Here is a 21507-nt window from a genome sequence, read left to right as displayed (position 1 = left end):
CATCGAAAATAAGTTTGAGTAAATATTCGATTGAACAGCACAAGGATGAAATAATCAGCCATAATGCCAAGTACGGGATGGAGAACAAGAAAGACCCGTCCAATCCTGCCAGCTATGCTAACAAAGGGAAAGACACAGATAAAATTCTGTTGCTGATAAACGACGAATTTTTAAGTGGTGAAGGCTTTAAGGTAGGGAATAAAGCCAAATAGATTAGTTTTTTATTCTGTATATTTATGAAACCAAAAAAAATGTATTTCATCGAGTAGACGTTTCTTCTGGAGCGCGTCCTTATTAAGTTCCTCAATTTATAATTTTAAAAACCCGAAAATCATCCCAAAAAGCAATACAGAGCTAATCCAGACATTTTGAGTGAACATTTGATTGTAGGCAGTATTTGGAAGTTCTGAATCAAGCAGCCGTATAAACTGCCAAATCCAAGCAATAGTTGCAATCATCAAACTAATCCAGAAACTCAGTTGCAATTGCATATAAAAGCCTAGCAAACCCAATAGTAAGGCAGCAGTTGCATAGCAAATCATAACAGCAACAGGAGCATACTTACCAAAAAACAGAGCGCTGGACTTAACACCAATCCGCTGGTCATCCTTGCGGTCAGACATAGCGTAAATGGTGTCGAATCCCACAGCCCACAGGGCAGTTGAGCTACACAGCAACCAAGTAGTAAATTCTATCTGCTCATTCACCGCAGTCCAGCTAGTCAAAACTACAAGACCCCAAATTATTGCCAGTAATAACTGGGGAACTGGAAATACCCGTTTAGACAATGGGTATAAAATAATTACCGGAAGTGTTCCAACCCATAACCAGAACGAAAGTGGTTTCAGAGCAAAAGCCAGTATTGCATTCAAGCCCACAGAGATCACGGCAACCGCGATCCCAACAGAGACTGAAAGCGCACCAGAAGCTAAGGGACGCTCACGCGTTCTTTCCACTTGTGCATCAATATCTCGATCGCACAAGTCGTTGATCGTGCAAGTTGTAGCACTGGTAGCTAAAGCAAAAAAAATGATCAGGCTAACAAGTGGTATTGATGGCATTCCCTTTGCTGCTAAAACAATACCCCAAAGGGCTGGAATTATTAGAATTAACCGTCCACTGGGCTTTTCCCATCTTAGAAGTCGGACAATTTTATGCCAAAAAGGCTCTTTTCTTCTTTGAGATTCTGATTGAGTAAGCATAAGTTAGCTCCCACTGCATTTGTAGTTACTAATGCCAAGTTCATCACGATCGCGCTTACAGATTAAATCTGAATTTCTGAATTACGAATTACCAACTGGTATTAATTATCCTGTCTGAGAATGGTAAACAGCTTATCTTTCGCATTTCAAAGGTTAATCAACTATGATCCGCTTTCAGTTGTTCACTAGAGAATTGATTTTCTCTTCACAATCCAATAACTTTGTAAAGCTTCAATAAACTGTATAGTTATTTTCGCGCCCAGATTTGTGTCACACGAGGGATGCCAAACAATGTTGTTTCGTCCTCTGCCAACTCTCTTATTTGCTCTATAGTTTGCTTAATCTCTTCTGGCGTTGTTATTCCAGTTTCAATTAAAGCATCAGTTGCCTCTAATACTGACAAATCTACAAAACGCTTAGTTTCTTTGTGAAGTGCGACAGGCTGCACTAAAAAAATTTCTTGCGTAAGCAAACCAGCATTTTGAAATATTTGGTAAAGCTTGCTTCCCATACAAAAGTGCTGGTTACGAGCATTACCCAGTTTAAGGAAAAGCTCAATACAACGGTCGTAGCTAGAATTAGGAGGTTGACAAAAACCAGTGCTAAAGTCGGCTTCCTCACACACTAACAACCCACTTGGCTTGAGTAGTGCCAGCATTTGTTCCAGTGCATCTTCAGGGTGAGTTAGATGGACTAGCAAAAAGCGGCAGTAAACTAAGTCAAAGGAGTTATGAGGTAATCCCGTATTGTAAGCGCTGCCCAAGACAAATTTTACATTGCTCAGGCCAAGTGCGTCTGCATTTCCTCGTGCCTGTTCTACCTGCTCTGTACTCACATCTACACCAATAACTGAACCGTTGAATCCAACTTGCTCCCCTAACCAAGTGGAAACACTTCCAATACCGCAACCAATGTCAGCTATATGCATCCCTTCGCTGAGTCCAACTCGCCCAAGTAAAAACTCTGTATATGGCTTATGGATTTGGTGAAGAATTTGCAATCGATTTGCGCCTACTTTTCCAGTGGCTAGTGTATAACGGTCATCATGTATCATTTTTTCTTCATATTAGAACTGTTTGACTTAACTAATTATTCTTAAATATATACGAAGAATTAGATCGTTTGTAAGTCTTGTAATTCGTAATTATGAGGTTTAATCACCTATTACAAAGCTTATAATTACCAGTCATATTAACAATGCTCTTTTGTGTCAGATAGTCAACGGATTTGACTTTGTAAACTAAAATTATTTTGATAGCCGTTAAATCATACAGGCTCAACTAGAAGAGTAAGCCACAAGACAAGCTATTGTTCAAGGGAATACTTGAGGGATTAGTGGATAATAATGGCAACCAATTGGAAGAACATAAAATTAGTTTACCTGGGTGGCTTAGACCGGAAATTACCTAGGGTCACTTCAATGGCTTGCCTATTAAATTTGATGAGTGAATAAGTGCGATGGCTACGCAAGTTCGCTTGCAACCATCGCACCTAATTCAACCTAATAAAAAAGCTGGCTGTGATTTAAGCAGCTTTTTTATTAGGTTAAAATAAAAAACGCTAAGGCTTAACCACAGATCCAGAGCGGGATGCAGGCTATTATTAACGGTTTTTTCTTATCTACAGCATATCTATTTTGAAATTGAGTTTGTTTGGTGTTGTGATTAATTTTTTGTGCATCGTCTCCTAATGTATTGTGCTTTTTAATCGCTGTGTTTAAGGTAGGCACATTCAGATTATTCTCTAGAGTCACACCCTGATTGATTGTGGCAATAGCAGAGTTTCCAGACAAAGCTATTGCAGCAACGATTCCGACTCCTAATTTACCCAAATTCCAAAGATTACTCATACTTGTATTCCGCCTTTTTTACCAATTATAAATGTTCTTTGACATCAATTAACTAGAGGATTTCGCCACCAGTGAGCAACTAAATGTTTACATACTTTTGTTGAACCTTTAGTGGCTTTCTGTACAAATATATGCAATTAACTCTAACTTGTCGTCCCCTAAAAGTTGAAACTTTTGCTCAATAGAGTGATTGATAAATCAGTCCATCTTAAAATGGAATGTTGGCTCCAACTAAAGTTGAAATTTGGATTCCAACTTTAGTACAAGTTCCTACAAATTGACAATACCTCGTTTAACAGCAATAATCACGGCTTAAGTCCCATCTCTAAACAGACAATACTTAGGAAGTGTGGGTAAGGTACATAATGAGATAGTTTCAGTCAATGGTTATGGAGTTTCCTCTCACATAACTTTTCCATTAATTGTAAAAGTATTTAAACCAAAAGGAACACTAAAGGAGTCAGATAAATATAAAACTAAAATAGAGTTGGCATCAGAAATTATTACTGAATTAATCGAATCAGACCTTAATATTGAATTAGTACTAGCAGATAGTTTATATGGTGAAAGTAGCCAATTTATTAGAAAAATATCTGAATATAAATTAGATTATGTCACTAGTCCCTGAAGTGCATTAGACAAAACGTCAGGGTTGCGGAGATTTTCTACAACTAGAACAAGTGATTTGAAAAGTTGCTTGGCTTGCTTTCCCATGTGAGTATTAGCAAATAGTGGCTTGACCTCTGGATAGTCCGCAAACAAAGTTTTATAGAAGTGAGCCATAAACTCGGTTTCCTGGGCTTTAATCTGTAAAAAAGTGGATTCCAATAATTCAATGTTTAAAGACATATATTCAGCTCCTCTTGTTTACTGTTTATAGTTTGCTAAATTTCTGTGAATCCCTTTATGAGCTAGCTCATAAAAGCGTTTAAACATGGGAAAAAGTTAAATTGGAGAAGGAAATGACCGGATTGCTTGATTAGGGTGGCAGGGCAATGCAAGTTACGATTGAAAAATTGCGGCAAATTTCACTTTTTTCTGGACTCGATTTAGATCAGCTTCTCCAGTTGCGAACTCATGTAGTTAAACAGTATTTGCGGGGAGAAATTATTCTGCATGAGGGCGATCGCAGAAAGAACAGATGTAGCAGAACATAGATTACAGTTGCGATCGCGTTTGCCCTACTACCAGATTGCCCGCAGTAGCGGGATTACCTATAAAGAATGTGTTCGACTGTTCAAGCAGATTCAGGCAGTTGTCACTTACCATCGAAGCGGTAAGATTCTAGTATTAGACCAAACTCCAGTTAGATGCGATCGCCAAGGGGCAAACGATGTGAATATGCTATGCAAGGTAAAAAGTTTTGTGAATCCTATTTTGCTGAGTGATCTGCTATTTTGCTACTGCTTGAATTAAGGAATGCCTTTAGAAGAAGCCGTAATTGATGCGGGAGCCGTCCGGTTTCGTCCGATGCTGTTAACCGCCGCCGCCGTAGTTGTGGGATCGGCAATTATTCTCGCCGATCCGATTTTTCAGGGGCTAGCGATCTCGCTGATGGCGGGTGAAGTTGCATCTTTGTTGTTGTCGCGATCGGCAATACCAATTCTTTACTATAAACTCTGGCGCGATCGCCAAGGAATTCAGAAAGATGCCAATGCGCCAACGGCTCAAACTATTGTCGAGATAATTACTAATTCGTAACTCCCTCTATGATATTTAAGAAACCAATTCAGACTATATTGCTGAGATTTGCGCGGTTTAACTCGTCTATTTGCTCATTCCATGTAATACACAGGAAAGAGGATTGTAATGGCTCTCCCAGACTTAGGTTGATAAATTAACACTAAAAAACGCTCAAACAATTGATATAACAGGGTTTGTCTAAAAGAGAATCAAAGATTTAATAAAAATCGGTATACGTTCGGGATTATGGCAACTGAACCCGTTCAAATCGGAACTGTTTTCGTAAACAATCTGTTGAAACTCTGGTCATTGATTATAACTGTAAAATGCTTGGTATATATACATTTTAATGGTTTTTGACCCCTTTTTTACGATTTTGTGAGGAACCTGAAATGATTCATATTTTGATTCAGGAACGCCAAATTTTAACTATTTATTAGACATTGTATAATAACCTCTTAATGGAGATAAAGTATTGTCAATATTAATTTAAATTGAAAAATAGCAAAAAATGCATACATTATCTAAATCATTTAAAAGCAAAACTTTATCTCATTTGCCAAAACCAAAAGGGACTTTTTTACTAGGAAATTTATCAGATTTTAGTAAAAATACCTTACAATTTTTAACTCATTGTAGTCGTGAATATAGTGATATCATTCCGTTACAGTTAGCGTTCACTCCAGTTTGTCTATTAACTAATCCTAGCTATATTGAGCAAGTGTTAAACAACAGAGAGTTGTTTATCAAAGGTCGATTTATGCGTCTCATAAAAATATTTATGGGAAATGGCTTAGCTTTTAGCGAAGGAGATATGTGGTTGCGCCAGCGACAGATGACACAGCCAGTTTTTCACCATCTTAGAGTTGCAGCTTATGGGGAAATGATGGTCGACTACACTCAACAAATGCTGAACACTTGGCAAGATGGTGAAACCCGTGACATATATTTCGACATTATGCGTCTCGCATCAAATATTCTGATGAAAACAATATTTAACCTAGACATTGCAGATGAAATAGCTCATGATATACCTCATGCTTTAGATATCACAATGGACTGGGTTGAAATTCAGCGAAGGCAAAATTATTTGATTCCCTACTGGGTTCCTACACCACAAAATCTTCGCCATAAAAACGCTATTAAGCAGATGGATAAAACTATTTATAGCATTATTAATCAACGGCAGCTGAACAATAGTCAGGATTTAGGAGACGTACTATCACTATTCATACAAGCTAGGAATCAAGACAATGGATATCAGATGACAGATAAAGAATTGCGAGATCAAATAGTAACCTTAATGTTTGCAGGGCATCAAAATATAACTAATATTTTGTCATGGACATGGGTACTTCTATCTCAACATCCGCAAGTAGAAACTAAATTGCTTGCAGAATTAAGCGAAGTATTGGATGGTCGGGTTCCAACTATTGCAGACTTACCTCGCTTACATTACACCAACATGATTGTTAAAGAGGTGTTGCGTCTTTACCCCTCCGGATATATGATGTTTCGACAATCCACTCAAGACTGTGAAATTGGCGGCTACCATATCCCTGCTGGATATAACATCTTCTTAAGCCAGTGGGTGATGCACCGCCACCCAGATTATTTTGAAGCTCCAGACGATTTTCAACCCGAACGTTGGGCAAATAATTTAGAAAGTAAGCTACCGAAAGGTGTATATTTTCCCTTTGGATTAGGCCCACGTGCTTGCATCAGTGGAAGCTTTGCATTAACACAAGCTGCTTTATTAGTAGCAACAATAGCTCAAAAATTTCAACTTACTCTTGCGCCAGGATACGAAGCTGTTCCTCAAGTTACAGCTTCACTACGACCAAAAAATGGTGTGAAAGTCGTATTAAAAAAACGTTAGTTTAACTTGCTATAAAAAACTACTTGTTCTGCATTTCAAGAAAATGTTTAACTTTTTAATTAAGTTAGAAAATGATTGACCACACCTTTGTTAATACAGCAGAAGAATCGAGAATAAACAACAAAGCAAGGAGTAAAGTCGCTATTATTGGTGCTGGGGCTGCTGGCTTAACAGCGGCTTATCTTCTTCAGCGCAAACACCATGTAACTATTTTTGAGAAAGAAAGCCGACTTGGGGGACACGCCCATACTATTCTAGTTGAACAAGGAGTTGATGTAGGCACTCCCTTAGATGTTGGTTTCATGGTTTTGAATAATCGCAATTATCCTACTCTACACAAGTTATTGTCTCAGTTGAATGTTTGCGAAATTCCTGATAGTGAAATGTCTTTTAGTTACTACTCAGAAACATCTAACATTCAATATGCAATCAACTGGAGCCATACTAATCAGTTTTCTAAACGTACTAATCTCCAATCTTCTCCTTTAGAGCCACAGCCATATAATGCTACATTACTGAATCTTTTAAAAGAAATATTGATATTCTGCAATCAAGCTCGTAAAGATCTTTTGGAAGACAATTTTTGGGAATTGACTCTTGGTAATTATCTGCAAAGTAAAAAATATTCACCTGCTTTAATTGATTCTTATGTAATTCCTATGGGTGCAGCGATATGGTCGTCAACTCCACAAAAGATTTTTGATTTCCCTGCAAAAACATTCCTATATTTTTTTGATAATCATGGAATGCTTTCTCTGAGGGAAGGGCCAAAATGGCAATATATTAAAGGAGGAAGTCAGACATATGTCAAAGAAATCTGCAAAAACTTTACTGGGAAAGTAGAAGTTAATTCACCAATTGAGTCTATTTCTCGTTTAGATGATAGTGTAATAATCAGACCTAAAAACAACAAAGAACAAAAGTTTGATTACGTTATTATTGCCGCTCATGCCGATGAAGCTTTAAGTTTACTTGCAGATCCTTCGGTAGATGAGCGCCGTTTTCTTGGAGCTTGGAAGTATCAGGTAAATGATGGTATTCTTCATACTGATGAATCAGCAATGCCACCAGATAAAACAGCGTGGGCTTCATGGAATTATATAAATGAAGCAGGTGTAGATGATATTTCTTCCTTTAGTATTACATATCATTTAAATCGCTTACAGGGACATGAAAATACTCAAAAACAGTATTTCCTGAGTTTGAATCGACATAAACCAATAGCGGAGGAATTTATTCTTAGAAAGATGAAATTTACTCATCCTACTTATAACTTTGAATCTTTTAGTACTCAAAAAGAACTAGCAGCCTTAAATGGAGCGAAAAGAACTTATTTTTGTGGCAGCTATTTCGGTTTCGGATTTCATGAAGATGCTGTCAAATCAGGAGTAGAAGTAGCTCGTGCATTCGGAGTGGAATTATGAACTCTCAAATTTATGTAGGATATTTAATGCATTCTCGACTTGAGCCGATTAAACATGCTTTTGTCTATCCAGTTTACTACTACTCTTTTGATTTATTTGAATTGCCTAAGCTCGGTGAGTCATTGAAATTATTTGGATACAATAAAATTAGACCTGTTGCAATTCACGATGGAGATTATCTAGGTGATACAAAGGGAAGTATTAGAAATAAGCTCTTTTCATTCTTAAAAAATAAGGGATGCGATCGAGATATTACTGCTGTAAAATTGGTGACAGTAGCAAGATACTTTAATTATATTTTTAACCCTGTTAGTTTTTTTTATTGTTATCGTGCAGATGGTTCACTTGGATGCGCTGTAGCTGAAATTAATAATACTTATGGTGAAACCCATCTTTATATTCTAGATAGAGCAGAAAAACCTCTTCCAGGTTTTTTAGCTCATTATCAAGTCAAGAAAGATTTTTATGTTTCACCCTTTAACGATCTCAAGGGTGATTATGATTTTCATCTTTCAGAACTGAAAGAACATCTAGATATTCGGATTAATATTCTGCGTGAAGGACGTGAAGTTTTCCTTTCTCGACTTTGGGGTACAGGAACTCCTTTGACTTCAGCGAATTTGATACAGACTCTGATTAAATATCCGATTTCTGCGGCTTTAGCTATGCCACGCATAACTTGCCAAGCTCTAATTTTAAATTATAGGAAAGGCTTACAACCAGTTTTAAAACCCAATCCAACAAGTCCAATGACGATTCGGAAAGCCGAGCCATCTTTCAATCAACGACTACACAGGTCAATCACGTCTATGAAACATAAAATTCACCGTCAACTTACTAACTTAAAATAATGATTTCTTCAAATACCTCCAAGATAAAACACAAACCTAGACCTAACTCAGCAAAACAATTAGAGCGACAAATTGCCTTACTTATCGTCTTTATTCCTTGGCTTGGGACAATTGCTGCCTTTATTTTACTGTGGAAACATGGTATTGGTCTGGTTGAATTAGGACTCTGTTTGAGTATGTATGTTGTAACAACTTTGGGAGTTACTGCGGGGTTTCATCGGTTATTTACCCATCGAAGTTTTCAAACAGGTAGAACTATTCAAGTTCTGTTGGGGATTGCTGGCTCAATGGCTGCACAGGGTCCGATATTGTTTTGGGTAGCTTGTCATCGCAGACATCACCAAAATAGCGATCGCCCCAACGATCCCCATTCACCTAACCTTTATACTCAAGGAATCAGAGGACGATTAGCTGGATTCTGGCACGCTCACTTAGGATGGATGTTTAATCACGATAGTGAAGACTGGGTTCGTTTTGTTCCGGAATTACTACGAGATCAGTTGATTTTTAAAGTTAATAATTGGTACTTCCTATGGATCTTTTTAGGTTGTTTAATTCCGGCGATCTTAGGAGGCTTATTAACTTGGACATGGCAAGGAATCATCTCAGGATTATTCTGGGGTGGATTTGTCCGAATCTTTTTAGTACATCATTCCACTTGGAGTATCAACTCAATTTGCCATATTTACGGGTCTCGTCCTTATGAGACAAATGATGAAAGTACAAACAACTTTTTATGTGCTTTACTAGCATGTGGTGAAGGATGGCACAATAACCATCATGCGTTTCCAGCTTCAGCTAGACACGGGCTTGAATGGTGGCAATTCGATCTGACTTACTTAGTTATTCATCTCTTGGAAAAAACTGGTTTGATTTGGGATGTCAAGCTACCTACAGCCAAAATGTTAGAAGTTAAAAAACGGGAGTTAAATATTGGTCGTATTTAACTGGAGAAATATTTGAAAGGAAAACTAATTTATGACTTCCACAAGAGTACAAGAACTAGGTGCATCTGTTCAAGCCATAGAACATCATTACGATGTGGGAAATGATTTCTATCGTTTGTGGCTCGATCCAACAATGACTTATACATGTGCAAGTTGGGATCAAACTGATGAAAATGACTCTCTTGAAGCTGCTCAATTACGAAAGATAGATTTACATATCCATCAAGCCAAAGTCAAAGGTGCAAAACGCGTTTTAGATGTTGGCTGTGGTTGGGGTGGAGCATTAAAACGCCTAGTTGAAGCACATCAAGTAGAGTGTGGTGTTGGCTTGACTTTAAGTCAAAGTCAAGTAGATTGGATTTCGCAACTCAACGAACCAAAAATTGAGGTTTTACTCGAAAGTTGGGCAGACCATTCACCCAAAGAACCTTATGATGGAATTATTTCTATAGAAGCGTTTGAAGCCTTTGCGAAGTCCGGACTATCTACTCAAGAAAAAATTCATGTTTATAGAACATTCTTTTCTAAATGCCATCAGTGGCTAAAGCCTGGTGGATGGTTGTCTTTACAGACAATTACCTTTGGCAATTCTCTTCCAATCTTAGATGAATTTATCTCTACTGAAATCTTTCCTGAATCTGATTTACCTCGTTTAGCTGAGATTGCTGAAGCGGTAGAGCGTCTTTTTGAGGTAGTTATTTTGCAGAATAATCGTGCTGACTATGTGCAAACCTTAAAAAAGTGGCGATCGCAATTAAGAGAAAAGCGGGAGTCAGCAATTGCATTAGTAGGAGAAGAACAAGTTATCAGTTTTGAGCGTTATTTAAAGCTTTCGGCTTATATGTTTGAAGTTGGGACGTGCGATGTATATCGAATTGCATTTCGACGCATCGATGTTCCACGATAACTAAATCAAGTTTTTACCGTTTGTTTATTAGTTGAAATATCAGGAGCAATTGACATGAACACACAAACAAAGAAAAATACCCAAGAAATTCAAGAGTGGATTATTTCTTGGTTGTCCAAGGAATTAAAGATAGAAGCTGATGAATTAGACATTGAAGAACCATTTGTCAACTTTAATTTAAGTTCAAGACAGACAATTATTTTGACAGGTGATTTAGAAGATTGGTTAGGCTTCAGCATAGAACCCAGTGTAGCTTGGGAGTATCCAACAATTAATAAGCTCGCGGAATTTTTAGCGGCAAAAAACTAGCAACAAGTGTGTGAAAATGGATTTTCCCATTGAAATAGAAAAATTAGAACAAGATCAACTCAGCGATCGCGTCATTAGAAATGTGATTCGGTTTGGATTGAAAAAGCTTCTAGTTGAGAAACAAAAAGACGACCCAGAAGCTGAAATTAATCAACTTTTACAGTTCATTGATGAACTCAAATCCAGTCCGATAGCTATTCACACCAGCGACGCTAATCAACAGCATTATGAAGTACCAACTGATTTCTTTCAATTGGTATTAGGCAAAAGATTGAAGTATAGCTCTGGTTATTGGCCTGTTGGGGTGTCAACCCTTGATGAAGCACAAGAAGCGATGTTGCAGTTGATCTGCGATCGCGCTCAAGTTGCAGACGGTCAAGAAATACTGGATTTAGGATGTGGATGGGGATCTTTATCTCTTTATCTGGCTGAAAAATATCCTAATTGCAAAATAACGGGATTATCTAATTCACATACCCAAAAGGAATTTATTGATTTTCAAAAAGGACTTCTGGGATTTGAAAATCTAACAATTATCACTGCCGATATTTGCGATTTTGAAACCTCAAGCCAATTCGACCGGATCGTTTCAATTGAAATGTTTGAACATGTACGCAATTATGAAAGGCTGCTGGCTAAAATTAATACTTGGATGAAGCCAGAGGCATTTTTATTTGTACATATATTCACACATTTAAACTATGCCTACTACTTTGAAAAAAATTGGATCGCTGATAACTTTTTTACAGGTGGGATTATGCCGTCCGACGACCTGTTACTATACTTTGCCAAAGATGTTGCTATCAAGCATCACTGGCGAGTCAGTGGAGTCCATTATCAAAAAACAAGTGAAGCTTGGTTAGAGAATCTGGACAAAGAAAGAACAAAAGCATTAGATATTTTTGCCAAAATCTCTGAAGAAGAAGCTTCAAAAATGTTGGTGATGTGGCGGTTGTTTTTCTTAACCTGTGCAGAATCTTTTGGCTACAACTCTGGCAAAGATTGGCTAGTATCACATTACTTATTTGAAAAGAAATAGACATCTCCAGAAATTAGGTTTTCATGTAGATAGGATAAGGGTTTGAGATTCTTTTTGGGAGATGTCTAATTGGCTTGATTCACATTATGCACTGGGTGACTTAAATCTGAAGTTTTAATAAGCTGTTACGCATTTAATTTGTATATTTACCTGATGACTGATGACTGATAACCCGTCAACAGTTAACAGTCAACGACCATCAAGAGTGTTTATATACTTTAGACGCGCATCAGCTTAGCCTAGTGCAAGATGTGAATTGACTCGTTTGCAGCTGAAATCAAAAACTTACAGGAACAGTGATGTGGAAGCCTAAGCTGGAATTAAGCACCTTAGTTGAGCTTTTGAGTTACAGAGCGCACCAGCAGCCTGACCGGCTTGCTTATACCTTTTTGCTAGATGGAGAAACAGCAAAAGTTCACTTAACATATAAACAGTTAGAAGAAAAAGCAAAAGCGATCGCTACTGAACTTCAGTCTATCAACGCTAATGGGGAGCGAGCATTACTACTTTACCCACCAGGGTTGGAATACATTATTGGCTTTTTTGGATGTTTGTACGCTGGTGTTGTAGCTGTTCCCGCTTATCCTCCCCGATTAAATCGCTCTATATCTCGCCTTCAGGCAATAATATCAGATTGCCAACCAACTGTAGCACTCACCACTTCATCTACCATATCAAGCATCAAACAACAATTAATAGAGGCTCCAGAACTGCAAACGCTGCACTGGTTTGCAACTGACACCATTAACCACCAACTAGCAGAAAAATGGCATCAGCCGCAGTTAAGGCATGATACACTGGCTTTTCTTCAATACACCTCTGGCTCTACTGGGAGACCAAAGGGAGTCATGGTCAGTCATCACAACTTACTGCATAATTTAGCAATTATGCATAATTGCCTTGAACACTCACCCAACAGTCAAGGAGTTATCTGGCTACCTCCTTATCACGATATGGGTTTGATAGCTGGAATTCTAGAACCATTTTATAGCGGTTTTCCAGTAACGCTGATGTCGCCGATGGCATTTCTACAGAAGCCTATACGTTGGTTAGAGGCCATTTCCCGCTATCAAGGTACTACCACTGGCGCTCCCAATTTTGCCTATGAGTTATGCGTTAGTAAAATAACTCCCGAACAAAAAGTCAATCTAGACTTGAGTAGTTGGGAAGTCGCTTGTATTGGTGCTGAACCTATCCGCGCTGAAACACTAGAGCAATTTACAGCCACTTTTTCCCAATGTGGTTTTCGTGCTAATGTATTCTATCCCTGCTATGGAATGGCTGAGGCAACTTTATTTATTTCTGGTGGCTTAAAAGCATCTCCACCTGTTATCTGTACTGTTCAAGAAGCAGATTTAGAGCATAATCGGGTCATAGAAGTATCTAGTAACAACCAGAGAACCCGGAAGTTGGTCAGCTGTGGTCAAACTTGGTTTGAGCAAAAAGTTGTTATTGTTAACCCAGACTCTTTAACCCAATGTCAGGATAACGAAGTTGGAGAAATTTGGCTATCGGGATCGAGCGTCACCTTAGGTTATTGGAACCGAGCCGAAGAGACACAAAATACATTCAAGGCAAGAATTGCAGACACAGGAAATCAGCCATTTTTACGCACTGGAGACTTGGGTTTCCTCAAGAATGGCGAAATCTTCGTTACAGGCCGCCTCAAAGATTTAATTATTGTAGATGGTTGTAATCATTACCCTCAAGACATTGAGTTGACTGTAGAACAAAGTCATAACTCATTAAAAACTGCTGGGGCATTTTCCATCGATGTTGCAGGTGAAGAAAGGTTAGTGGTTGTAGCAGAGATCGAGCGTCATGCTTGGAACAATGCTGAGGCGATGATTAAGCCTATCAAGGCAGCAATCTCACAAAACCACGAATTACAAGTTTATAGCATAGCATTACTCAAACCAGGAGGTATCCCAAGAACTTCTAGTGGAAAAATCCAACGTTATGTTTGCCGAAACAGTTTTTTAGCTGGCAGCTTGAATGTAGTTCATGAATGGGGTAGACAGTCCGTTAGTAAGTCAGTGTTGCTCCCTGATTTTCTGACTCCAGTGCCTAGCGAAAGGGTTAACTAACTCTCTCCTTTAATTGCCCCATCTTTGCATTTGCGTCAAAGTTAGCGTTTATTTCTCTAGGTAAAGATAAAAATGAAAATGCAACCCATCGCAATTGTTGGTATGGCTTGTCGCTTTCCAGGTGCAGAAAACCTTGATGCTTTCTGGCAGCTACTACACGATGGTATTGATGCCATCACAGAAGTACCACCAGATCGTTGGGATATTAATAGTTTATATGACCCTGATTCGAGTACTTTCGGAAAAATGAGTACCCGATGGGGTGGCTTTTTAAAAAATATTGACCAATTTGATCCCCCGTTTTTTAAAATCTCTCCTCGGGAAGCAGAATATATAGATCCGCAACAAAGACTGCTGCTAGAAGTAAGTTGGGAAGCACTAGAGAATGCAGGATTGACACCAGATAAACTAGCAGGTAGCCAGACAGGAGTATTTATTGGTATTTCTACTAATGATTATGGCAGATTAGCACTACGAGATTATACAAAAATTAGTGCCTTTAGTGGTACTGGTGGAAGTTACAGCATTGCAGCTAACAGAATTTCTTACGCCTTAGATTTGCGAGGGCCAAGCATTGCTGTTGATACAGCTTGTTCTTCATCACTGGTTGCCTTACACCTAGCCTGTCAAAGTTTGCAAACAGGGGAATCCAATCTGGCACTAGTCGGAGGGAGCAACCTGATTCTCACCCCAGAAGTGATGATTGGCTACTCTCAAGCCCAGATGATGGCTGCTGACGGACGTTGTAAAACCTTTGATGCGAGAGCCGATGGTTTTGTTCGAGGAGAGGGTTGTGGGATAGTTGTTCTGAAGCGTTTATCAGAAGCAATTGCAGACAAAGACAATATTTTAGCGATCGCTAGAGGTTCGGCTGTCAACCAAGATGGTCTAACTAATGGGATCTCTGCACCAAATCCAACAGCACAGAAGACTGTTATTATTCAAGCATTAGAAAACGCCGACATCGCTCCAGAACAAATCAGTTATGTTGAGGCTCACGGTACAGGAACAGTTTTAGGAGATCCGATTGAGGTAAATGCCTTAAAAGCAGCGTTAATGCCAGGGCGATCGCCTGACCAAATTTGTACTATTGGCTCAGTAAAGACAAATATTGGTCATTTGGAAGCGGCTTCCGGTATGGCTAGTCTGATTAAAGTAGTCCTATCGCTACAATATGAGGAAATTCCCCCCCATCTACATCTACAGCAACTCAATCCCAAAATATCCCTTGAAGGGACTGGCTTTGTTATCCCTCTTCAAAACCAACCTTGGAAATCAGGGACAAAGCCTCGCATCGCTGGGATCAATTCTTTTGGCTTTGGTGGTACCAACGCTCACGCCATCATTGAAGAAATGCCAAGACTTTCTCGAAAAGTCTCCGATCTAGAACGTCCTCATCATCTTCTGACTTTACGTGCTAAAAGTCAAACAGCTCTGCGCTCCCTTGCCAGCCGTTATGCTGCTGCTGTGAAATCTCATCCTGATATCTCTATTGCCGATGTTTGCTTTACGGCAAATATCGGTAGAGCAAATTTTGCTTATCGCCTCGCAGTGGTTGCTAGTTCTCCTCAGCAATTATCAGCCGATTTGCAAACCTTTGCCGATGTCGGCGAAGTCAGCAATATTTTGAGCGATCGCGCTCCCCAAAAAACTCCACAAGTAGTATTTTTGTTTACCGGACAAGGTTCTCAGTATGTTGGTATGGGACGACAGCTTTACGAAACCCAACCCACATTCCGCCAAACCCTAAATCAGTGTGATGAAATTCTCCGCCCCTATCTGGAAAAGTCTTTACTGGAGGTACTTTACCCACAGACAAACGATCCCACACTTTTGGATCGAACAGCTTACACTCAGCCAGCACTCTTTGCTATAGAGTATGCCTTAGCACAATTGTGGCAATCATGGGGAATTGTACCAGATGTTGTCATGGGTCACAGTGTTGGAGAATATGTAGCTGCTTGTGTTGCTGGAGTTTTCAGTTTGGCAGATGGGTTAAAGTTGATGCAACAGCGAGGTCAGCTAGTCCAAGAATTGCCGCCAGATGGTAATATGGCAGTGGTGTTTGCATCAGAAGAACGGGTTGCAGCAGCGATCGCACCCTTCGGCAAAAAAGTGTCTATTGCAGCAGTGAATACCCCAGAAAATACAGTCATTTCTGGCGATCGCCAAGCTATCCAAACATTATTGCAACAATTAGAATCTTTTGGTATCAGTGCCAAATCATTGGCGATTTCTCACGCCTTCCACTCACCTTTGATGGAGCCGATACTTGATAAGTTTGAAGAAATAGCCGCAAAGGTGGAATATTCACTGCCTCAAATCCCAGTGATTTCTAACGTTACGGGAAAATTAGTCTCAGGTGAAGAGTTAACAAAACATTCTTACTGGCGTAATCACTTGCGGGAGCCTGTAAAATTTTATTCAGGAATGCAGACTCTTAACGAATCCGGCTATAAGTTATTTGTAGAAATTGGCCCTAGCCCGATTTTGTTAGGAATGGGGCGCAAGTGTTTACCTGATAGTACAGGCGATTGGCTCCCTTCTTTACGAAAAGAACAGGATGACTGGCAGCAGTTACTCCAGAGTTTGGCAACATTATACGTTCGCGGAGTCGTCGTAGATTGGTCTGGGTTTGACCGCGACTACTCCCGCTACCGCCTCCAACTACCTACTTATCCTTGGGAGCGATCGCGATATTGGATTTCTTCTGAGATCGGCCCTCAGTTTCAATACTCCCAAAATAGACTTAGAACAGATTTAAACCAGAAAATTCACCCCTTGCTTGGTTATCAATTGCGTTCAGCACTGAAACAGATTCAGTTTGAAACTCAGTTAAGTGGCGATTCTCCAGCTTATCTCAAAGACCATCAGGTAAATGAGATGGTAGTATTACCTGCTGCTGCTTACTTAGAGATGGCTTGTGCTGCGGCATCAAAAGTATTTGGTTCGGGCTTTTATTGTGTTGAGGATGTTTCAATTCACACAGCTTTGATACTTCCTAAACACGATCTTAAAACTGTTCAGTTCATTTTAACTTCTGAAGAAGAAGGCAACGCTTCTTTCCAAATTTTGAGCCTATCAAATGAAGCAGAAGTTAACCAAACCTCTTGGCAAGAACACGCATCTGGTAAAATCCGTAAATCCCAAACCGATAGTACTCCAAATTCTATTTCTATAGAAGACGAACAAACAAAATATCAGCAAGCACTACCCATAGCAAACTATTACCAACAATTTCAAGAACAAGGACTTGAGTATGGCATGAACTTTCAAGCCATTCAACAGCTCTGGCGAGAAGATGGGAAAGCTTTAGGTTTGATTCAGTTACCAGAAGCCTTAATCAGAGAAAATCAAGCTTATGAGCTACACCCCGTACTGTTGGATGGTTGTTTCCAGCTATTTGCCGCAGCATTGACTGAGAATGAGCAAAAGGCTGCCAATAAAGACATTTATCTACCAATAAGCATCGAGAGTTTACGAATTTACCAACGTTCTTGTAGCCGTCTCTGGGGCTTAGTTGTGATTAGCTCATGGGGAGCTGATAATAAAACACTGACAGGAAACCTGCGTTTATTCCAACCGAATGGAACAGTCGTAGCAGAAGTTACAGGACTGTTGTTGAAAAAAGTACCGAAGCGAAGCTTGAGTAAAACCTCACACAATCTAACAGATTGGCTGTATCAATTAAAATGGCAACCCAGTCTTTCTTCTGTGTCCAGTCAGTCAGAACAATCAACTCATTGGCTGATCTTTTGCGATCGCACTTCCATTGGTACAGAACTAGCAAGATTATTAAAGCAATCTGGCGATAACTATACATTAATATACGTTGGAGAAAATTATCAGGTTTTAAATTCTGAGTCTTATCAAATCAATCCAAGTCAACCAGAAGATTTTCATCGATTGCTAAATGAAGTTCAATCCAATGAATTTGGAGGCACACGTCCCCTTTTGGGAATAGTGCATTTGTGGAGTTTAGATAGTACTATCATTGAAAATCAAGTAATTAGCTGTGGCAGTGTATTACATTTAGTTCAAGCGATCGCATCAGCAACAGAAAATATCCCCGTTCGTCTATGGCTAATTACGCGAGGAACTCAAGCGATCGAGTTAGGTATGAGTTCGGTAGCCCTAGCACAAGTATGTATATGGGGTCTAGGTAATGTTATTACTCTAGAGCATCCAGAGCTTCACTGTGTCCGAGTAGATTTGTCTCCTTTAGGAGATGCTTCAGAAATTCACACCTTATTTGAAGAACTCCACATTAGAGATTCCGAAAATCAAGTAGCTTTTCGCCACCAAGTTCGTTATGTGCCTAGACTTGTACCGATGACTTCAGAATCGGGAATTAGAGCAGAATTAAACAAACCCTATCGGTTAGAAATATTTACTCGCGGTGTACTCGACAACCTAACGCTTGAGCCGACTACACGTCCTCAACCTGGAAGCAAAGAAGTGGAAATTCAAGTTCGCGCTACAGGTTTGAATTTCCGAGATGTTCTCAATGCTCTGGGAATGTACCCTGGTAATGCTGGTTCTCTTGGTATTGAGTGTGCAGGAGAAATCACTGCTGTTGGAGAAGGAGTAGAAAACTTTCAGGTGGGAGATGCAGTATTAGGAATTGCATCTGGTTGTTTTAGTACCTTTGTCCTGACAAATGCTGCTCTCATCGTCCATAAACCGGAAAATCTTAGTTTTGAGGAGGCTGCTACTATTCCTATCGCCTTCTTGACGGCATATTATGGGCTGCATTACTTAGCTAAAATTCAACCGGGTGAGCGAGTTCTCATTCATTCTGCTGCTGGGGGCGTGGGAGTAGCAGCTGTGCAACTAGCACAGCAAGCCAATGCAGAGATATATGGTACTGCAAGTTTAGGTAAATGGGAATTTCTTCAATCTCTGGGTGTTCCACATATTATGAATTCTCGCTCTCTTGATTTTGCGGATAAAGTGAGAACACTTACCAATGAGCAAGGGATAGATATTGTATTAAACTCTTTATCTGGGGACTTCATTTCCAAAAGTCTTTCTTTATTAAGTGAGAATGGTCGATTTTTAGAGATTGGTAAGGCAGGTATTTGGGATGAAAATCAAGTTGCTCAATTGCGGAAAGATATATCTTATTTTCCCTTTGATTTAGCACAAGTCTGTCAAGACGATCCCAACTTAATTCAGTTGATGTTCCGCGAGCTAATTACGGGTTTTCATCAAGGCACACTCAAGCCTCTTCCACACACTACTTACTCGATAACACAAGCAAGTAAAGCTTTCCGTTTCATGGCACAAGCCAAACATATTGGAAAAGTGGTTATATCTCACACCCAAAAATTGCAGGAAGTAAACAAATTCAATATTTTATCAAAAGCAACTTACTTAATTTCCGGTGGACTAGGATCTCTAGGTTTAAAGATTGCCCAGTGGTTAGTAGAACAAGGGGTGCGGCATTTAGTGCTGGTTGGACGCAATGAAGCATCTGCTCAAACCAAGATAATCTTGAAAGAACTTGAAGAACAAGGAACTCAAATATTAGTGGCTCAAGCTGATATTTCCCAGAAGGAACAAGTTACTCAATTACTACTTGAAATTAGCGAATCTCTTCCACCATTAAGAGGAGTTATCCATGCAGCAGGTATTTTAGATGATGGTGTTTTGTTACAACAAAACTTGCAGCGTTTTGCCAAAGTAATGGCTCCAAAAGTTGAAGGAGCATGGAATCTGCACTTATTGACTCAAGACATTCCCTTAGACTTTTTTGTTTGTTTCTCTTCTGTAGCGTCTCTGCTGGGTTCTGCCGGACAAGGAAATTATGCAGCTGCTAACGCCTTTTTAGATGCTCTGGCTCATCATCGCAACTTACAAGGATTACCTAGTTTAAGTATCAACTGGGGGCCTTGGTCTAATATCGGCATGGCAGCCAATCTAGACAGCCAAAAGCAGCGGCGATTAGCTACACAAGGAATGGGTGCGATCGCTCCAGAACAAGGTTTGGAAATTCTAGAACATTTATTTGGAGAAACTCATCCTCAAGTTGGCGTATTACCAATTAATTGGTCGCAGTTTGTACAGCAGTTCTCAACTAATAACCCTCCTATACTGTTATCTGAATTAGTGAAAAGGAGAAGTTATGATGAACAGGAAATACTGAAATCGGTTGATATTTTACACTTACTAAAACAGGCGAATGTAGAAGAACGTAAAGTTTTACTAATCAATTACATCGGCGAATATGTTGTAAAAGTTGTTGGCTTGAGTTCATCTCATTCTCTAGATTTTGAACAACCCCTCAGTGAATTGGGAATCGATTCTTTAATGGCTGTGGAGTTAAAGAATCGAATTGAGAAAAATTTAGGGTTGCAAGTTCCTATCGCTGAACTTTTGTCAGGAACTAGTGTGATTGCATTGGCAGAAACATTAATTTTGCAACTAGATTCTTCTGTGCAGGAAAAAGAACTCCAAAATTCAGCAGGAGGTTCAGAAAAACAATCAATATCCAAGTGGATTGTCCATCACAAATCCGATCCTAATACTCGTGTGCGTCTATTCTGCTTCCACTTTTTAGGAGGAGGTGCTTCTGCTTTCCGAGAATGGGAAAATGAATTGCCATCAGATATAGAAGTTTGTCCTATTCAACTTCCGGGACGGGAAAATCGGCTTGGCGAACAACCATTTACTCAAATGGCTCCACTGGTAGAAACTCTGGTAGAAGTTTTGCTTCCATATTTAGATAAGCCTTTCGCATTCTATGGTCACAGTATGGGAGCGATCATCAGCTTTGAACTTGCTCGTCAACTACGCCGATGTGAATATCCTAGCCCAATTCATTTGTTTATCGCTGCTTACTGGGCTCCTCATCTGAAAACTCCATTCCAACAACAAGGCAATTTGGTTAAGAATCAACTACCCTCAATTGTAGATATACCGACCTCTATCTTAGAAAATGTGGAATTGATAAAAACGCTAAAACCAACGCTGCAAGCAGATCGCTCTATACTTAATGATTATACTTACTTAGAAGAAGAGCCTTTCAATTATCCTATCTCTGTTTTCGGTGGCTTGGAAGACGAACACGTTCGTGACCAAGATTTAGCACCTTGGCGTATACATACCTGTAAAGAATTTCAGATGAAGATGTTTCCTGGAAAACACTTATTCTTATTAAGTGAGCGAAAACTTCTTTTAAGAACTATATCTGAGCAGTTAAAATCGTTACTTGTGTAAAATTAATTTTATTGCCGTTCCAGCACCAAGCAACCGCCTAATAAATCGCAGTTTTAACAGAATTTCACAAGTTGATAGCGAATTGATTTTAATCTGGTTATATGTGCAT

16 protein-coding genes and 1 pseudogene are annotated in these 21507 nt (G+C 39.4%); 13 read left to right on the top strand and 4 right to left on the bottom strand.

Annotated features, from left to right (window positions below):
* Nucleotides 1-14 precede the first annotated feature (14 nt).
* Nucleotides 15-212, top strand: a complete 198-nt coding sequence (locus ACFG4S_RS13775; RefSeq protein ID WP_392535327.1) for a hypothetical protein — start codon at nucleotides 15-17, stop codon at nucleotides 210-212.
* A gap of 96 nt (nucleotides 213-308) precedes the next feature.
* On the opposite strand, the gene ACFG4S_RS13770 is transcribed toward ACFG4S_RS13775, so the two are convergent.
* The 3 genes from ACFG4S_RS13770 to ACFG4S_RS13760 form a co-directional block, all read right to left on the bottom strand.
* Nucleotides 309-1202 (bottom strand): 4-hydroxybenzoate solanesyltransferase, encoded by an 894-nt coding sequence (locus ACFG4S_RS13770; RefSeq protein WP_392535326.1) that lies wholly within the window; start codon nucleotides 1200-1202, stop codon nucleotides 309-311.
* A 247-nt stretch (nucleotides 1203-1449) separates the two neighbouring features.
* A complete protein-coding gene (locus ACFG4S_RS13765; protein WP_392535325.1) occupies nucleotides 1450-2256 on the bottom strand; it encodes a methyltransferase domain-containing protein in 807 nt (268 codons plus the stop codon).
* 513 nt (nucleotides 2257-2769) lie between these two features.
* Nucleotides 2770-3051: a hypothetical protein gene (locus ACFG4S_RS13760; protein ID WP_392535324.1), complete on the bottom strand. Its 282-nt coding sequence runs from the start codon at nucleotides 3049-3051 to the stop codon at nucleotides 2770-2772.
* A 331-nt stretch (nucleotides 3052-3382) separates the two neighbouring features.
* Between ACFG4S_RS13760 and ACFG4S_RS13755 the strand changes: the two are divergent.
* Nucleotides 3383-3673 (top strand): annotated as a pseudogene (locus ACFG4S_RS13755) (transposase); the annotation flags it as partial.
* Here ACFG4S_RS13755 and ACFG4S_RS13750 read toward each other — a convergent pair.
* Nucleotides 3661-3834: a globin domain-containing protein gene (locus ACFG4S_RS13750; protein WP_392535974.1), complete on the bottom strand. Its 174-nt coding sequence runs from the start codon at nucleotides 3832-3834 to the stop codon at nucleotides 3661-3663. The pseudogene ACFG4S_RS13755 and the gene ACFG4S_RS13750 overlap by 13 nt on opposite strands.
* A gap of 333 nt (nucleotides 3835-4167) precedes the next feature.
* On the opposite strand from ACFG4S_RS13750, the gene ACFG4S_RS13745 reads away from it, so the two are divergent.
* From ACFG4S_RS13745 to ACFG4S_RS13695, 11 genes are all read left to right on the top strand, one after another.
* On the top strand, nucleotides 4168-4467 hold the full coding sequence (locus tag ACFG4S_RS13745; protein WP_392535323.1) for a hypothetical protein: 300 nt from the start codon (nucleotides 4168-4170) through the stop codon (nucleotides 4465-4467).
* 3 nt (nucleotides 4468-4470) lie between these two features.
* Nucleotides 4471-4752: a hypothetical protein gene (locus tag ACFG4S_RS13740; RefSeq protein WP_392535322.1), complete on the top strand. Its 282-nt coding sequence runs from the start codon at nucleotides 4471-4473 to the stop codon at nucleotides 4750-4752.
* Between the two features lie 493 nt (nucleotides 4753-5245).
* Nucleotides 5246-6613, top strand: a complete 1368-nt coding sequence (locus tag ACFG4S_RS13735) for a cytochrome P450 (protein ID WP_392535321.1) — start codon at nucleotides 5246-5248, stop codon at nucleotides 6611-6613.
* Between the two features lie 71 nt (nucleotides 6614-6684).
* Nucleotides 6685-8037 (top strand): NAD(P)/FAD-dependent oxidoreductase, encoded by a 1353-nt coding sequence (locus ACFG4S_RS13730; protein ID WP_392535320.1) that lies wholly within the window; start codon nucleotides 6685-6687, stop codon nucleotides 8035-8037.
* Nucleotides 8034-8888 carry a DUF1365 domain-containing protein gene (locus ACFG4S_RS13725; protein ID WP_392535319.1) on the top strand — a complete coding sequence of 285 codons (855 nt, stop codon included), beginning with the start codon at nucleotides 8034-8036 and terminating at the stop codon, nucleotides 8886-8888. The genes ACFG4S_RS13730 and ACFG4S_RS13725 overlap by 4 nt, the downstream gene beginning before the upstream one ends.
* Nucleotides 8888-9835: an acyl-CoA desaturase gene (locus ACFG4S_RS13720; RefSeq protein ID WP_392535318.1), complete on the top strand. Its 948-nt coding sequence runs from the start codon at nucleotides 8888-8890 to the stop codon at nucleotides 9833-9835. Before ACFG4S_RS13725 ends, ACFG4S_RS13720 begins: the two co-directional genes overlap by 1 nt.
* A 31-nt stretch (nucleotides 9836-9866) precedes the next feature.
* Nucleotides 9867-10742: a class I SAM-dependent methyltransferase gene (locus ACFG4S_RS13715; protein ID WP_392535317.1), complete on the top strand. Its 876-nt coding sequence runs from the start codon at nucleotides 9867-9869 to the stop codon at nucleotides 10740-10742.
* 54 nt (nucleotides 10743-10796) lie between these two features.
* On the top strand, nucleotides 10797-11051 hold the full coding sequence (locus tag ACFG4S_RS13710; protein WP_392535316.1) for an acyl carrier protein: 255 nt from the start codon (nucleotides 10797-10799) through the stop codon (nucleotides 11049-11051).
* A gap of 16 nt (nucleotides 11052-11067) precedes the next feature.
* Nucleotides 11068-12090 carry an SAM-dependent methyltransferase gene (locus ACFG4S_RS13705; RefSeq protein WP_392535315.1) on the top strand — a complete coding sequence of 341 codons (1023 nt, stop codon included), beginning with the start codon at nucleotides 11068-11070 and terminating at the stop codon, nucleotides 12088-12090.
* Nucleotides 12091-12389: 299 nt separating this feature from the next.
* Complete coding sequence (locus tag ACFG4S_RS13700) at nucleotides 12390-14177, top strand: fatty acyl-AMP ligase (RefSeq protein WP_392535314.1); 1788 nt, start codon at nucleotides 12390-12392, stop codon at nucleotides 14175-14177.
* Between the two features lie 78 nt (nucleotides 14178-14255).
* Nucleotides 14256-21398, top strand: coding sequence for an SDR family NAD(P)-dependent oxidoreductase (locus ACFG4S_RS13695; RefSeq protein ID WP_392535313.1), 7143 nt, complete (start codon nucleotides 14256-14258; stop codon nucleotides 21396-21398).
* The last annotated feature ends 109 nt before the right edge of the window (nucleotides 21399-21507 follow it).

The sequence above is a fragment of the Nostoc sp. C117 genome (assembly GCF_043099735.1).
Classification (GTDB): Bacteria; Cyanobacteriota; Cyanobacteriia; order Cyanobacteriales; family Nostocaceae; genus Nostoc.
Note: the sequence above shows the minus strand (reverse complement) of the source record. Positions and strands in the feature narration are given on the sequence as shown.